Source organism: Pseudomonas sp. PGPR40 (genome assembly GCF_022014505.1).
GTDB lineage: Bacteria > Pseudomonadota > Gammaproteobacteria > Pseudomonadales > Pseudomonadaceae > Aquipseudomonas.
Genome location: NZ_JAKLSP010000014.1, coordinates 34,238 through 48,985 on the forward strand (window position 1 = coordinate 34,238; position 14,748 = coordinate 48,985).

The 14,748-nt window shown below is 60.3% G+C and carries 12 protein-coding genes and 1 pseudogene; 5 read left to right on the forward strand and 8 right to left on the reverse strand.

What is annotated here, in order from left to right; genetic code table 11:
• Positions 1 to 17 precede the first annotated feature (17 nt).
• Both pta and MEB48_RS13710 read left to right on the forward strand, forming a co-directional pair.
• Entirely contained in the window at positions 18 to 2,117 is a 2,100-nt protein-coding gene (gene pta / locus MEB48_RS13705; protein ID WP_237884734.1) for a phosphate acetyltransferase, read from the forward strand.
• On the forward strand, positions 2,118 to 3,023 hold the full coding sequence (locus MEB48_RS13710) for an acyltransferase (protein ID WP_237884735.1): 906 nt from the start codon (positions 2,118 to 2,120) through the stop codon (positions 3,021 to 3,023).
• Between the two features lie 176 nt (positions 3,024 to 3,199).
• Here MEB48_RS13710 and cysN read toward each other — a convergent pair whose 3' ends face one another.
• The 3 genes from cysN to MEB48_RS13725 all read right to left on the reverse strand — a co-directional run bounded on the left by cysN (position 3,200) and on the right by MEB48_RS13725 (position 7,041).
• A complete protein-coding gene (gene cysN / locus MEB48_RS13715; RefSeq protein WP_237884736.1) occupies positions 3,200 to 5,098 on the reverse strand; it encodes a sulfate adenylyltransferase subunit CysN in 1,899 nt (632 codons plus the stop codon).
• Between the two features lie 9 nt (positions 5,099 to 5,107).
• The gene (gene cysD / locus MEB48_RS13720; RefSeq protein WP_008008639.1) at positions 5,108 to 6,025 is read right to left on the reverse strand and encodes a sulfate adenylyltransferase subunit CysD; all 918 of its coding nucleotides are present in this window, start codon (positions 6,023 to 6,025) and stop codon (positions 5,108 to 5,110) included.
• A gap of 257 nt (positions 6,026 to 6,282) precedes the next feature.
• Entirely contained in the window at positions 6,283 to 7,041 is a 759-nt protein-coding gene (locus tag MEB48_RS13725; RefSeq protein ID WP_237884737.1) for a Nif3-like dinuclear metal center hexameric protein, read from the reverse strand.
• Positions 7,042 to 7,144: 103 nt separating this feature from the next.
• Between MEB48_RS13725 and algW the strand changes: the two genes are divergently transcribed.
• From algW to MEB48_RS13740, 3 genes and pseudogenes are all read left to right on the forward strand, one after another.
• Entirely contained in the window at positions 7,145 to 8,305 is a 1,161-nt protein-coding gene (gene algW, locus MEB48_RS13730) for a Do family serine endopeptidase AlgW (protein WP_237884738.1), read from the forward strand.
• 145 nt (positions 8,306 to 8,450) lie between these two features.
• Positions 8,451 to 8,720 (forward strand): annotated as a pseudogene (locus MEB48_RS13735) (TonB-dependent siderophore receptor); the annotation flags it as partial.
• A 118-nt stretch (positions 8,721 to 8,838) separates the two neighbouring features.
• Positions 8,839 to 9,567, forward strand: coding sequence for a DUF4198 domain-containing protein (locus MEB48_RS13740; protein ID WP_237884739.1), 729 nt, complete (start codon positions 8,839 to 8,841; stop codon positions 9,565 to 9,567).
• Between the two features lie 111 nt (positions 9,568 to 9,678).
• Here the strand turns inward: MEB48_RS13740 and hisC are convergent, their stop codons facing one another.
• The 5 genes from hisC to MEB48_RS13765 all read right to left on the reverse strand — a co-directional run bounded on the left by hisC (position 9,679) and on the right by MEB48_RS13765 (position 14,745).
• Positions 9,679 to 10,746, reverse strand: a complete 1,068-nt coding sequence (hisC, locus tag MEB48_RS13745; RefSeq protein WP_237884740.1) for a histidinol-phosphate transaminase — start codon at positions 10,744 to 10,746, stop codon at positions 9,679 to 9,681.
• Positions 10,747 to 10,748: 2 nt separating this feature from the next.
• The gene (hisD, locus tag MEB48_RS13750) at positions 10,749 to 12,074 is read right to left on the reverse strand and encodes a histidinol dehydrogenase (protein WP_237884741.1); all 1,326 of its coding nucleotides are present in this window, start codon (positions 12,072 to 12,074) and stop codon (positions 10,749 to 10,751) included.
• 378 nt (positions 12,075 to 12,452) lie between these two features.
• Positions 12,453 to 13,088: an ATP phosphoribosyltransferase gene (gene hisG, locus MEB48_RS13755; protein ID WP_007901570.1), complete on the reverse strand. Its 636-nt coding sequence runs from the start codon at positions 13,086 to 13,088 to the stop codon at positions 12,453 to 12,455.
• Positions 13,089 to 13,217: 129 nt separating this feature from the next.
• Entirely contained in the window at positions 13,218 to 14,483 is a 1,266-nt protein-coding gene (gene murA / locus MEB48_RS13760) for a UDP-N-acetylglucosamine 1-carboxyvinyltransferase (protein ID WP_237884742.1), read from the reverse strand.
• Positions 14,484 to 14,505: 22 nt separating this feature from the next.
• Positions 14,506 to 14,745, reverse strand: a complete 240-nt coding sequence (locus tag MEB48_RS13765) for a BolA family protein (protein WP_105340088.1) — start codon at positions 14,743 to 14,745, stop codon at positions 14,506 to 14,508.
• Positions 14,746 to 14,748: the final 3 nt, after the last annotated feature.

Sequence of the window (14,748 nt, forward strand, 5' to 3'; positions counted from 1 at the left end):
TCCCTTAGAGAATCCGCATGCAAACTTTTTTTATCGCGCCCACCGATTTTGGTGTGGGTCTGACCTCCATCAGCCTCGGGCTGGTGCGTACTCTTGAGCGGGCCGGTCTCAAAGTCGGCTTTTTCAAACCGATTGCCCAGCCGCACCCGGGCGACACGGGCCCTGAGCGCTCCACCGAACTGGTAGCGCGCACCCACGGCTTGAAACCGCCTCAGCCGTTGGGTCTGGCCCACGTCGAACGGATGCTCGGCGACGGTCAGCTGGACGAGTTGCTCGAAGAAATCATCACGCTTTATCAGCAAGCCGCTGTCGGCAAAGATGTGCTGATCGTCGAAGGCATGGTCCCGACCCGTAGCGCCAGTTACGCAGCGCGGGTCAACCTGCATTTGGCCAAGAGCCTGGACGCCGACGTGATTCTGGTCTCGGCACCGGAAAACGAAGTGCTGACCGAATTGTCCGGCCGGGTGGAGTTGCAGGCGCAATTGTTCGGCGGGCCGAAAGACCCGAAAGTGCTGGGCGTGATCCTCAACAAGGTCAAGACCGACGAAAGCATGGAGGCCTTCGCCTCGCGTCTGAAGGAACACTCGCCGTTGCTGCGCAGTGGCGATTTCCGCCTGCTCGGCTGCATCCCGTTCCAGCCCGAATTGAACGCCCCGCGCACCCGCGACGTGGCCGACCTGATGGGCGCTCAGGTGCTCAACGCCGGCGATTACGAAACCCGGCGCATGACCAACATCATTATCTGTGCCCGCACCATGCGCAACACCGTGGAGCTGCTCAAGCCCGGCGTGCTGGTGGTGACTCCCGGCGATCGCGACGACATCATCCTCGCGGTCAGTCTCGCAGCGATGAACGGCGTGCCCCTGGCCGGTCTGTTGCTGACCAGCGACACGCTGCCCGATCCGCGCATCATGGATCTGTGCCGTGGCGCCTTGCAGGCCGGCTTGCCGGTGTTATCGGTCAGCACGGGTTCTTACGATACCGCCAACCAGTTGAACGGTTTGAACAAGGAAATCCCGATCGACGACCGCGAACGTGCGGAGATCATCACCGATTTCGTCGCCGGTCATCTCGACGCCAACTGGCTGCACCAGCGCTGCGGCACGCCACGGGAAATGCGCCTGTCGCCCGCGGTATTCCGTTATCAACTGATCCAGCGCGCCCAGGCCGCCAACAAGCGCATCGTGTTGCCCGAAGGCAGCGAGCCGCTGACGGTGCAAGCCGCGGCAATCTGTCAGGCCCGCGGCATTGCCCGTTGCGTATTGCTGGCCAAACCGGCGGATGTCGAAGCCGTCGCCCGCGCCCAGGGTATCGAGTTGCCGCCAGGGCTGGAAATCCTCGATCCGGACCTGATCCGCGAGCGTTACGTCGAGCCGATGGTCGCCCTGCGTAAAAGCAAAAGCCTCAACGCGCCGATGGCCGAGCAACAACTGGAAGACACCGTGGTGATCGGCACCGTGATGCTGGCTCTGGATGAAGTCGACGGCCTGGTGTCCGGAGTCATTCACTCCACCGCCAACACCATCCGCCCGGCCCTGCAGCTTATTAAAACGGCGCCGGGCTGCACGCTGGTGTCCTCGGTGTTCTTCATGCTGTTTCCGGAAGAGGTGCTGGTTTACGGCGACTGCGTGATGAACCCGCACCCGAGCGCCAGTGAACTGGCCGAGATTGCGTTGCAAAGCGCCGATTCGGCAGCGGCATTCGGCATCACTCCGCGCGTGGCGATGATCAGCTATTCCAGCGGCGAGTCGGCCAGCGGCGAAGAAGTCGAGAAGGTCCGCGAAGCGACGTTGCTCGCCCACGAACAGCAAAACTCGCTGTTGATCGATGGTCCATTGCAGTACGACGCCGCCGCCAACGAAACCGTGGCCCGACAACTGGCGCCGAACAGTCAGGTGGCCGGTCGTGCCACGGTGTTCGTGTTCCCCGACCTGAACACCGGCAACACCACCCACAAAGCCGTGCAGCGCAGCGCCGACTGCGTCAGCCTCGGCCCGATGCTGCAAGGCCTGCGCAAACCGGTGAACGACCTGCCGCGCGGCGCGCAAGTTGACGACATCGTCTACACCATCGCGTTGACCGCGATCCAGGCTGCCAACCGACCTATGGATGTTTAAATGCTGGATTTTCTACCTGCACCCCTGCGCGGCGTGATCGCTTCGCTGTTGTTGGCACTGAACACGATTGTCTGCTGCACGCCGCTGTTCGTGGTGGCGATCTTCAAACTGCTGCTACCCTTCACCGCCGCCCAGCGTTTCACCGACTGGCTGATGGGCCATATCCACGAAACCTGGATCAGCAACAACAAGGCATGGATGGACCTGCTCGGGCACACGCGCTGGCAGCTCAGCGGGCTGGAAGGCCTGGACTATCAGCACTCGTACCTGATTACCAGCAACCACCAGAGCTGGGTCGACATCATGGTGTTGCAATACGTACTCAACCGTCGCATCCGCCCGCTGAAGTTCTTCCTCAAACAGCAACTGATCTGGGTGCCGGTGATTGGCCTGGCGTGGTGGGCGCTCGGTTTTCCATTCATGAAGCGTTACTCCAAGGCCTATCTGGAAAAGCATCCAGAGAAGAAAGGCAAAGACCTGGAAACCACCCGCAAGACCTGCGACAAGTTCCGCAATAACCCGGTGGGGATTTTCAACTTCGTCGAAGGCACGCGCTTCACCGAGGGCAAACACGTACAGCAGGGTTCACCGTTCCGCTATCTGCTCAAGCCGAAAGCGGGCGGTATCGCCTTCGTGCTGGATGCCATGGGTGATCAGCTGGAAGCCATCGTCAACGTGACCATCCATTACCCGGCGGGGCGTCCGGGTTATTGGGATTTGCTCTGTGGGAATGTGAAGGATGTGGTGGTGCATTTTCAGGAGCTGAAGATTCCACCGCAGTTCGTCGGCAAGAACTACGACCAGGATGGGGTGTATCGCCTCGAGTTTCAGGGTTGGATCAATCAGCTGTGGAATGACAAGGATGCGCTGCTGGGGCAGATGCACCGGGAGTATCCGTCTAACTGATCGTTCCCACGCTCCGCGTGGGAACGCCGCCCGGGACGCTCCGCGTCCCTTTTCAGGCGTGACGCAGAGCGTCACAGGATGCATTCCCACGCAGAGCGTGGGAACGATCATCTCAAGAACACAAAAAAACCCGCAGACGATCACTCATCTGCGGGTTTTTTATTGGCAACTAACGCTTAGATCGCGCCACGCTTGCGTAGCAGATCCAGCACTTGCTTGACGCTCTCTTCCAGCGACAGCGACTGGGTGTCGATCACCAGATCGGCATTCAGCGGCACGTCGTACGGGAAGGATTCGCCCGGGATGTTGTCGCCACCCGCCGCGTACAGACCTTGCGGATCACGCTCGGCGCAGACCGTCGGCGAGGCCTGGACGTAGACCGTCAGCAGACGCTCCTTGCCGATCAGTTCCCTGGCCTGCTCACGACCTTCAGCACTCGGCGCAACGAAGGCTGCCAAGGTCAGCAGGCCGGCTTCGTTGAACTGACGCGCAACGTGCGCCGCACGACGCCAGTTCTCGGTACGCCCGGCGCGATCATGCGGCAAGCCTTTGTTCAGATCGTGACGCAGGTTCTGGCCATCGAGTACAAACACTGCGCGGCCCATGTCGAACAGCTTGCGTTCAACCGCATAGGCCAGGGTGCTTTTACCAGCGCCCGACAAGCCGCTGAACAACACGGTGGCCGGTTGCTGACCGAAGCGCTGGGCGCGTTCTTCAATGGCTACATGGGCCAGTTTGCCGTGGTGGGTGCTGGTGCCATGGCTCAACGGCTGAGCGATGATCATGCCCGCCGCGACCGTACCGTTGGTCAGTCGATCGATGACGATGAACGAACCGGTGGTGCGGTTGCTGTCGTAACCATCCAGCGCGATGGCCGCATCGAGGCTGATCTTGACCCGACCGATCTCGTTCAGCTGCAGCGAGCTCGCCGGCCCTTCGGCCAAGGTGTTCACGTCCACGCGATTGACGATGCTGGTGATCGAACCCGGCACGTAAGTCGTGGCGCGCTTGATGTCGTATTTCTTGCCCGGCAGCATCGGCTCTTCGGCCATCCACACCAGCATGGCGTCGAAGGCGTCGGTCACTTGCGGCTGGTTGTCGGCATGCACCAGCAAGTCGCCGCGGGAGATGTCAATTTCATCTTCCATGGTCAGCGTCACCGCTTGACCAGGACCGGCATGCTCCAGCTCACCTTCGAAGGTGACAATGGATTTCACGCGGCTGCTCTTGCCCGACGGCAACACAACGACTTCGTCGCCCTTGTGCACGATGCCGCTGGCCAGGGTGCCGGCAAAACCACGGAAATTCAGGTTCGGACGGTTGACGTACTGCACCGGAAAACGCAGGTCGGTGTAGTTGCGGTCGCTGGCGATTTCGACGGTTTCGAGGATCTCCATCAGCGACTGGCCGGTGTACCACGGCGAGCGCTCGGACTTGTTCACCACGTTGTCGCCCTTGAGCGCGGACATCGGCACGAACGCCATGGTGGTCGGCTTGAACGCGATGCCTTCGGCGAACTTCAGGTAATCGGCCTTGATCGACTCGAATACGCTTTCGTCGAAGCCGTTGAGGTCCATCTTGTTGATGGCGACAACGATGTGCTTGATGCCCAGCAACGAGGCGATAAAGCTGTGGCGACGGGTCTGGGTTTGCACGCCGTAACGGGCGTCGACCAGGATGATCGCCAGGTCACAGGTGGATGCACCGGTGGCCATGTTGCGGGTGTACTGCTCATGGCCGGGGGTATCGGCGATGATGAATTTGCGCTTGGCGGTGGAGAAATAGCGGTAGGCGACATCGATGGTGATGCCCTGCTCACGCTCGGCCTGCAAGCCGTCGACCAGCAACGCCAGATCGATGTCTTCGCCGGTGGTGCCGACTTTTTTCGAGTCGCGGGTAATGGCTTCCAGGTGATCTTCGTAGATCATCTTGGAGTCGTGCAGCAGACGCCCGATCAGGGTGCTCTTGCCGTCGTCGACGTTGCCACAGGTAAGAAAGCGCAGCATTTCCTTGCGTTCGTGCTGGCCCAGATAGGCGAGGATGTCCTCGCTGATCAAATCAGATGCGTGCGACATGACAACCCCTTAGAAATAACCCTGACGTTTCTTTTCTTCCATCGAGCCTGCGCCATCGTGATCGATGACCCGGCCCTGGCGTTCGGAAGTTCGCGTCAGGAGCATTTCCTGAATGATGTCGGTCAGGCTGGTGGCCTCGGACTCGACCGCACCGGTCAACGGGTAGTCGCCCAGCGTACGGAAACGGACCTTCTTCTTGACGATCCGTGCCTTGTCTTCGTCGCTCAAGTGATTGAGCAGGCGCTCGTCGTCGATCATGATCCAGGTGCCGTTCATCTCGATAACGTCGCGCTCAGCGGCGAAATACAGCGGCACGATCGGGATGCCTTCGAGGTAGATGTACTGCCAGATATCCAGTTCGGTCCAGTTCGACAACGGGAACACGCGGATCGATTCACCCTTGTTGACCTTGCCGTTGTAGACGTTCCACAACTCGGGACGCTGGTTTTTCGGGTCCCAGCGGTGCTTGGTGTCACGGAAGGAATACACGCGCTCTTTGGCACGGGACTTCTCTTCGTCGCGACGGGCGCCACCGAATGCCGCATCGAAGCCGTACTTGTCGAGGGCCTGTTTGAGGCCTTCGGTCTTCATGATGTCGGTGTGCTTGGCACTGCCGTGGGTGAGGGGGTTGATACCCTGCGCAACACCCTCGGGATTGACATGCACCAGCAGGTCCAGGCCGAGTTCTTCGACCATGCGGTCGCGGAACGCATACATTTCCTTGAATTTCCACTGGGTGTCGACGTGCATCACCGGAAACGGAAGTTTGCCCGGGAAGAATGCTTTGCGCGCGAGGTGCAGCATCACGGCGGAGTCTTTACCGACGGAGTACAGCATCACCGGGTTATCGAACTCGGCGGCGACCTCGCGGATGATGTGGATGCTTTCGGCCTCCAGCTGTTTCAGATGCGTCAGTTTGTCGACCATGGCTACTCACGAAAACGATCTTATGGACGGCCGGCGGGCCGTGTTCGAGCGGGGAATCCTAGCACAGCGCCCCCTTCTAATCAGGACCACGGCTAGATCGAAAGAGTATATGAATATACCCCCTCGTTCGGGCTTCTTCCCCTGTAGGAGCGAGGCTTGCCCGCGAAGAACGATAACGCGGTATGCCTGATACACCGCATTATCGTTCTTCGCGGGCAAGCCTCGCTCCTACAGGGGGGCCCGTTCAGCCTTGAGATTCAAATCGGATTCGGGCAATCGATGAAGATGTGCTCGAGGGCGAAACGTCGCGCCAGGTAATCGCCCAATGCCTGCACCCCGTAACGCTCGGTGGCGTGGTGACCGGCGGCGATGAAGCTGATGTCGTTTTCCCGGGCGCTGTGGAACGTCTGCTCGGAGGCCTCGCCGCTGAGGTACAAGTCGACGCCAGCCAACACCGCCTGATCAATGTAACCCTGGCCCCCTCCGGTGCACCAGCCGACCCGACGAATCATCGCGCTGCCTTCGATCAGCAATGGCTCGCGCCCCATGACTTCCTGCACCCGACGGGCGAAATCACGCGGGGTCATCGGTTCGCTCAACGAGCCGACCAGGCCAACGACTTTCAGATTGTCCGGATCCAGCGGGCCTTCGACAGTGATATCCAGTTGCCGGGCAAGCTGCACGTTGTTACCGACTTCCGGGTGCAGATCCAGCGGCAAGTGATAGGACAGCAGGCTGATATCGTGCTTGAGCAGGGTTTTCAACCGGCGCTGCTTCATGCCGGTGATGCACGGATTCTCGCCTTTCCAGAAATAGCCGTGATGCACCAGCACCAGATCGGCCTGGGCCTCCACCGCAGCGTCCAGCAACGCCTGGCTTGCGGTGACACCGCTGACGATGCGCATCACTTGCGGCCGGCCTTCGACCTGCAAACCGTTGGGGCAGTAATCGGCGATCTTCGCACTTGCCAGGTAGCGGTCGGCTTCTTCGACCAGGGTGTTCAGGGCGACGGCCATAAAAGACTCCTAAATATCCCGTTCAGAGGCGCGCGCGGCCTCGTATAATGCGCGACATTATGGGCGGTCTCACACCGCCTGCAACTTCTGTAGGACGTGCTTAATGCTCAAGGCGTTGCGTTTTTCCGGCTGGCCGCTGTTGGCCGGCGTGCTTATCGCTCTATTGATTATGCAGCGTTACCCGGAGTGGGTCGGGCTACCGAGCCTGGACGTCAATCTGCAACAAGCTCCGCAAACCCTCGGTCTGCAGCAAGGTCCGGTGTCCTATGCCGACGCGGTGACCACGGCTGCGCCATCGGTGGTCAACCTGTACACCACCAAAGTGGTCAACAAACCCAGCCATCCGTTGTTCGAAGATCCGCAGTTCCGCCGTTTCTTCGGCGACAACTCGCCCAAGCAGAAGCGCATGGAGTCGAGCCTCGGTTCGGGCGTAATCATGAGCCCGGAAGGTTACCTGCTGACCAACAACCACGTGACCAGCGGTGCCGACCAGATCGTGGTGGCGCTCAAGGATGGCCGTGAAACCCTGGCCCGGATCATCGGCAGCGACCCGGAAACCGACCTCGCGGTATTGAAGATTGACCTGAAAAACCTGCCATCGATCACCGTCGGACGTTCCGACAATATCCGTATCGGCGACGTGGCCCTAGCCATCGGCAACCCGTTCGGTGTCGGCCAGACCGTGACCATGGGCATCATCAGCGCCACCGGGCGCAATCAGCTCGGGCTCAACAACTACGAAGACTTCATCCAGACCGACGCCGCGATCAACCCCGGCAACTCCGGCGGTGCGCTGGTGGACGCCAACGGCAACCTGACCGGCATCAATACGGCGATTTTCTCCAAATCCGGCGGCTCGCAGGGCATCGGCTTCGCGATCCCGGTGAAACTGGCGATGGAAGTGATGAAGTCGATCATCGAACACGGTCAGGTGATTCGCGGCTGGCTCGGCATCGAAGTGCAACCGTTGAGTCAGGAACTGGCGGAGTCGTTTGGTCTGTCGGGACGTCCTGGGATTGTAGTCGCGGGGATTTTTCGTGACGGCCCGGCGCAGAAGGCCGGCCTGCAACTGGGCGACGTGATCCTCAGCATCGACGGTGAACCGGCCGGCGACGGTCGCCGTTCGATGAACCAGGTGGCGCGAATCAAGCCGACTGACAAGGTCACTATTCAGGTGATGCGCAACGGCAAAGAACTCAAGCTCACGGCAGAAATCGGCCTGCGTCCGCCACCGGCACCGCTCAAGGAAAAAGAAGGGGAGTAAGCCGGTAGGGGCTACCCAAGGTTCGGGCCGCGTTCGGACGATCTTTTACGCCCTCGGTAGCTCCTTGACTCCCACAGTCGTTAACAGCAGACATTCTCATTTGGCATGTTATATTCTTCCAACATCACTGTTGGAGCAACCTGACATGTCGCCTCGAACAATCGCCTCCCTCGCAGGCCTGACCCTCGGTTTGCTGGGGGATCCGGTCTTCGCCGAAGAGTCGCATACCGTTGAACTGGACGCCATCAGCGTCGCCTCCGACTATGAATCCCCCACCGGCCCGGTTAAGGGCTATCGCGCAACCCACTCTTCCAGCGCGACCAAAACCGACACGGCCCTTCGCGATATCCCGCAATCGATCAGCGTGATTCCTGTCAGTGTGCTCAAGGAGCTGGGCAGCACCAGCGTCGAGCGCACTGGATTTTGGACGAGAAATACTTCGAGCGCTCCTACAGCAACTACTGGGTCAATCCCGGTGAGCCGCGCAATTTCACGGTCAGCCTGACACTCAATCTGTAAAAGGAAAAATCTTCATGCAACAAGGCAAATCATTGGTTCTGCTGGGTCTGTTCGGCGCAATGTTCGCCACCCACGTTTCGGCCCATGGCCTGTGGACCGAACAGCGTCGCGGCAATATCGAAGCCATCTACGGTGATGGCGCTGAGGACAACGCCTTCAAGGCGCAGAAAATCAGCGGCGCCTGGGCCTACGACACCGAAGGAAAAATGATCCCGGTTACCGTGGAACGCCTGGCCGACCATGCGCGTCTGCAACCACTCAAACCACCTGCGGCGCTGGCAGTCGCGCTGGACAATGGCATGTGGTCGCTGACCGCCGACAAAAAGTGGATCAACGAAGGGCGCAGTAAGGTGCCTGGAGCGATCGAGTCGACCGAGACGTTCAAATACAGCCTGGCCATTTACCAGCCGGGGGCGAAGTTGCCGAAGCTCGATCAGATGAAATTGGTGATTTTGCCGGAAGTCGATCCGCTGACGGTTGGGCCGGGCAAGTCGTTGCCGGTACGGGTGCTATTGGACGGCAAGCCGGCGGCGGGCGTGAAGTTGGTGGGCGACTATCGTAGCGCGCCGAGTACCATGAGCACCGAAACCGATGCGGACGGCCGGGCGCAGGTTCTGGTGCGCAATGAAGGCTTGAACGTGATTGCGGCGCAGGTGGAAGTGCCAGTGAAAAATAGCCCGGATGTGGCGACACGCGGGCTGTTCACGTCACTGACCTTCCTGGGCGAACCGCATCACGAGTAACCACCCCATGATCGTTCCCACGCTCTGCGTGGGAATGCCGCCATGGACGCTCTGCGTCCACTGTGACGCGGAGCGTCACGGGATGCATTCCCACGCAGAGCATGGGAACGATCAGTTTGGGGGGGGGTAGAGGTCGCCGAGGCCGTCGATCAGCGCCTGATTCTGCTCCGGCGCACCGATGGAAATCCGCAGGAACTGGGCAATCCGCTCCTGCTTGAAGTGCCGAACGATGACGCCCTGTTCGCGCAACTTCGCCGCCAGCCCTGCCGCATCATGCTTCGGATGACGGGCGAAAATGAAGTTCGCCGCCGATGGCAACACCTCAAACCCTTTCGCCTCCAGCTGCGCGACCACCTTCTCGCGACTCTCGATGACCAACCGGCAGGTCTTGTCGAAGTACTCGCGATCCTCGAACGCCGCCGCAGCCCCGACAATCGCCAAACGATCCAGCGGGTAGGAGTTGAAGCTGTTCTTGATCCGCTCCAGCGCCTCGATCAGGTCCGGATGACCAACCGCCAGGCCAACCCGCAGGCCCGCCAGCGAACGGGACTTGGACAGGGTCTGAGTCACCAACAGGTTCGGATAACGGTCCACTAGCGTGATCGCCGTTTCCCCGCCGAAATCGATGTAAGCCTCATCCACCACGACCACCGAATCCGGGCTGGCCTTGAGGATCTGCTCAACCGCGTCCAGCGCCAACAGGCAACCGGTCGGCGCGTTCGGGTTAGGGAAAATGATCCCGCCGTTCGGCTTGGCGTAGTCTGCCGGGTTGATCTGGAACTGTTCATCCAGCGGCACCGCGTCGAATGCGATGCCGTACAACCCACAGTAAACCGGGTAGAAACTGTAGCTGATATCCGGGAATAGCAGCGGCTGATCGTGTTGCAGCAAACCGTGGAAAATGTGCGCCAGTACTTCATCGGAACCATTGCCGAGGAACACCTGATTGCCCTGCACGCCGTAGTACCTGGCAACGGCCTGTTTGAGCAGGTCGCTGTTCGGGTCCGGGTACAGACGCAGGTTGTCGTTCAATTCGGTCTGCATCGCGGCCAACGCTTTGGGCGATGGACCGTACGGGTTTTCGTTGGTGTTGAGCTTCACCAGTTTCGCCAGCTTCGGCTGCTCGCCCGGCACGTAAGGCACCAGGTTCTTGACGAAGGGACTCCAGAATTTACTCATGCTCAGTTGCCCTTCTTATCGTCAACGATGCGGTATTCGGCGCTGCGGGCGTGAGCGGTCAGCGATTCGCCACGAGCCAGCACGGAAGCGGTTTTGCCCAGTTCGGAGGCACCTTGCTCGGAGCAGAAGATGATCGACGAACGTTTCTGGAAGTCGTAAACACCCAGCGGCGAAGAGAAGCGCGCGGTGCCGGACGTCGGCAGCACGTGGTTCGGGCCAGCGCAGTAATCGCCCAAAGCTTCGGACGTGTGACGACCCATGAAGATCGCGCCGGCGTGACGGATCTGCGGCAACCAGGCCTGCGGGTCGGCGACCGACAGCTCCAGGTGTTCTGGCGCGATACGGTTGGCGACTTCGATGGCTTGTTCCATGTCGCGAACCTTGATCAGCGCACCGCGACCATTGATCGAGGTTTCGATGATGTCGGCGCGCTCCATGGTCGGCAGCAGTTTGGCGATGCTCGCTGCGACCTTATCGAGGAACTCGGCATCCGGGCTGACCAGAATCGCTTGGGCGTCTTCATCGTGCTCGGCCTGGGAGAACAGGTCCATGGCGATCCAGTCCGGATCGGTCTGACCGTCACAGACCACGAGAATCTCCGACGGGCCGGCGATCATGTCGATGCCGACTTGACCGAATACGTGGCGCTTGGCGGTGGCGACATAGATGTTGCCCGGGCCAACCACCTTGTCGACCTTCGGCACGCTTTCGGTGCCGTAAGCCAGCGCGGCAACTGCTTGCGCGCCGCCGATGGTGAACACCCGGTCAACGCCGGCAATGCAGGCCGCGGCCAACACCAGCTCGTTGATTTCGCCGCGCGGAGTCGGCACGACCATGACCACTTCGGTCACGCCGGCAACCTTGGCCGGAATCGCGTTCATCAGCACCGAGGACGGGTACGAGGCCTTGCCGCCCGGCACATACAGACCGGCGCGATCCAGCGGCGTGACCTTCTGGCCCAGCACCGTGCCATCGGCTTCGGTGTAGCTCCAGGAATCCTGTTTCTGTTTTTCGTGGTAGCTGCGCACGCGGGCCGCGGCTTTTTCCAGGGCTTCGCGCTGGGGCACGGTGATGCGTGTCAGGGCCAGTTCCAGGCGTTCGCGCGGCAGGATCAAGTCTGCCATGGAGGCGACTTGCAGACCGTCGAACTTCTGGGTGAATTCCACCAGCGCCGCGTCGCCACGCTCGCGAACAGCCTTGATGATGTCCAGCACTCGCTGATTGACCGAGTCGTCAGACACACTTTCCCAGCTCAGCAGATGATCCAGATGATGTGCGAAATCCGGGTCAGCAGCGTTGAGTCGGCGAATTGCAGTCGGTGCGGTCATAGCGAGAGCCTCATAGGATTGGCAAAAACTCAGGCGCCCGAAGGTGCGCTGACGTTTAATAACGGATCGCGTTGGTATTGTGGTCGTGCCAGGCAAGGCGCGGGACGAAGGTAAGGGTTGTTTCCTTACCAAGTCCCGCAACGCAGCATGGCACGACCACAGTGCCAACCCGCAGGGCCTTGCTCCAAAAGGCAGGCCGCTACGCGATTCTTACTTGCGAGAAAAATTCTTCTATTACCATAAGTAGCCTTTTGGAGTGAGGCGCGATTCGTTATTAAACGTCGGCGCACCTTCCCCAACAGTCGTTTCCGCTTGGGCACCTGAGAATTCTGGCTATGAGGCGGATAGACGGGCGCGACTCAAGGTCGCGCAGGTAAATCAGCCGCGGTGTCGAGACTCCACTGCCTTGCGCAGGGTGTCGATCAACGCCTGGATACGGGCGTGTTGCATTTTCATCGAAGCTTTGTTGACGATCAGTCGGGAGCTGATGTCGGCAATGAAATCCTGAGGTTCCAGGCCATTGGCACGCAGGGTGTTACCGGTGTCGACCACATCGATGATCTTGTCCGCCAGACCAATCAGCGGCGCCAGCTCCATCGAGCCGTAGAGCTTGATGATGTCGACCTGACGGCCCTGCTCGGCGTAGTAACGCTTGGCGACATTGACGAATTTGGTCGCTACCCGCAGACGGCCCTTGGGCTCGACATCGCCGACACGGCCGGCGGTCATCAGCTTGCACAGGGCAATTCGCAGATCCAGAGGCTCGTACAGACCCTGGCCGCCATATTCCATCAGCACATCTTTACCGGCGACGCCCAGGTCCGCGGCACCATGCTCGACATAAGTCGGCACATCGGTGGCGCGCACGATCAGCAAGCGCACATCGGCCTGGGTCGTGGGGATGATCAGCTTGCGGCTCTTGTCCGGATTCTCGGTCGGCACGATGCCCGCTTCAGCCAGAAGCGGCAGGGTGTCGTCAAGGATGCGGCCCTTGGACAGTGCGATAGTCAACATGGGAAACGTCAGTCCTTATCAAGGTACTCATGCCCGGTCGCAAATGGCGCCGGACACACATCGAGGGTGTCACCACCCTCGATTCATAACAAATTCAGCAGGCGCGTCCTTGCGCCCATACGGCAACGACTAGCCCGGTACGCGGCGGATCTTGGCGCCGAGCATCTGCAGCTTCTCTTCGATGCACTCGTAACCACGGTCGATGTGGTAGATGCGATCGATCAGCGTATCGCCTTCAGCGATCAACGCCGAAATCACCAGGCTGGCCGAAGCCCGCAGATCGGTGGCCATCACTGGCGCGCCCTTGAGCTTGTCGATGCCGGTGACGATGGCGGTGTTGCCTTCGACCTGGATGTGAGCGCCCATGCGGTGCAGCTCGTAAACGTGCATGAAGCGGTTTTCGAAGATGGTCTCGATCACCGCGCCCGTGCCGGTAGCAATGGCATTGAGGGAGATGAACTGCGCCTGCATGTCGGTCGGGAACGCCGGGTACGGAGCGGTCCGCACGTTGACGGCTTTCGGCCGCTTGCCGTGCATGTTCAGCTCGATCCAGTCTTCACCGCAGGTGATTTCAGCACCCGACTCGCGAAGTTTTTCCAGGACGGCTTCAAGGATGGTCGGATCGGTGTCCTTGACCTTCACACGCCCGCCGGTGACCGCTGCCGCCACCAGGTAGGTGCCGGTCTCGATGCGGTCAGGCATCACTTTGTAAGTGGTGGTGTGCAGGCGCTCGACGCCATCGATAGTGATGGTGTCAGTGCCGGCACCGGAAACCTTGGCGCCCATGGCGTTCAGGAAGTTCGCCAGGTCGACGACCTCAGGCTCGCGAGCGGCGTTTGCCAACACGCTACGGCCCTTGGCCAGAGCGGCCGCCATCATGATGTTTTCGGTACCGGTCACGCTGACGGTATCGAAGAAAAAGTGCGCACCGCGCAGGCCGCCTTCAGGGGCCTTGGCCTTGATGTAGCCGCCTTCGACGTCAATGACCGCGCCCATGGCTTCGAGGCCACGGATGTGCAGGTCTACCGGACGCGAACCGATGGCGCAACCGCCAGGCAGTGCGACTTCGGCTTCACCGAAACGGGCAACCATCGGGCCCAGCACCAGGATCGAGGCCCGCATGGTTTTCACCAGTTCGTACGGTGCGATCAGGGTCTTGATGGTGCGCGGGTCGATTTCGACGCTGAGCTTCTCGTCGATCACCGGCTCGATGCCCATGCGACCGAACAACTCGATCATGGTGGTGATGTCGTGCAGGTGCGGCAGGTTGGCAACGGTAACCGGGCCATCGCACAGCAGGGTTGCAGCCAGGATCGGCAGGGCAGAGTTCTTTGCCCCGGAGATGCGGATCTCGCCATCAAGACGAGCGCCACCGGTAATAATCAATTTATCCATAAGAATCTCGACGCCCTTGGGCTCAGGTGCGCTCGGCCCAGGCCGCGCTGCTGAAAAATTTCATAGTGACCGCATGGATGCTGCCATCGGCGATCCATGGGTTCAAATGGGCATAGATGCTCTGCTGACGCTTGACCGGGCTTAACGCCGCCAGTTCATCGCTAATCACGTTCAGCTGAAAGTTGCAGCCTTCGCCCTCAACTTCAATTTGAGTTCCTGGCAGCTTTCCTTCAAGGAAGCTCTTCACTTCTACGGCCTGCATGCT

What these genes read in the sequence shown, in the direction of transcription:
- pta (WP_237884734.1), top strand. Translation starts at nt 18, where the DNA reads ATGCAAACTTTTTTTATCGCGCCCACCGATTTTGGTGTGGGTCTGACC.
- MEB48_RS13710 (WP_237884735.1), top strand. Translation starts at nt 2,118, where the DNA reads ATGCTGGATTTTCTACCTGCACCCCTGCGCGGCGTGATCGCTTCGCTG.
- cysN (WP_237884736.1), bottom strand. Translation starts at nt 5,098, where the DNA reads ATGTCGCACGCATCTGATTTGATCAGCGAGGACATCCTCGCCTATCTG.
- cysD (WP_008008639.1), bottom strand. Translation starts at nt 6,025, where the DNA reads ATGGTCGACAAACTGACGCATCTGAAACAGCTGGAGGCCGAAAGCATC.
- MEB48_RS13725 (WP_237884737.1), bottom strand. Translation starts at nt 7,041, where the DNA reads ATGGCCGTCGCCCTGAACACCCTGGTCGAAGAAGCCGACCGCTACCTG.
- algW (WP_237884738.1), top strand. Translation starts at nt 7,145, where the DNA reads ATGCTCAAGGCGTTGCGTTTTTCCGGCTGGCCGCTGTTGGCCGGCGTG.
- MEB48_RS13740 (WP_237884739.1), top strand. Translation starts at nt 8,839, where the DNA reads ATGCAACAAGGCAAATCATTGGTTCTGCTGGGTCTGTTCGGCGCAATG.
- hisC (WP_237884740.1), bottom strand. Translation starts at nt 10,746, where the DNA reads ATGAGTAAATTCTGGAGTCCCTTCGTCAAGAACCTGGTGCCTTACGTG.
- hisD (WP_237884741.1), bottom strand. Translation starts at nt 12,074, where the DNA reads ATGACCGCACCGACTGCAATTCGCCGACTCAACGCTGCTGACCCGGAT.
- hisG (WP_007901570.1), bottom strand. Translation starts at nt 13,088, where the DNA reads ATGTTGACTATCGCACTGTCCAAGGGCCGCATCCTTGACGACACCCTG.
- murA (WP_237884742.1), bottom strand. Translation starts at nt 14,483, where the DNA reads ATGGATAAATTGATTATTACCGGTGGCGCTCGTCTTGATGGCGAGATC.
- MEB48_RS13765 (WP_105340088.1), bottom strand. Translation starts at nt 14,745, where the DNA reads ATGCAGGCCGTAGAAGTGAAGAGCTTCCTTGAAGGAAAGCTGCCAGGA.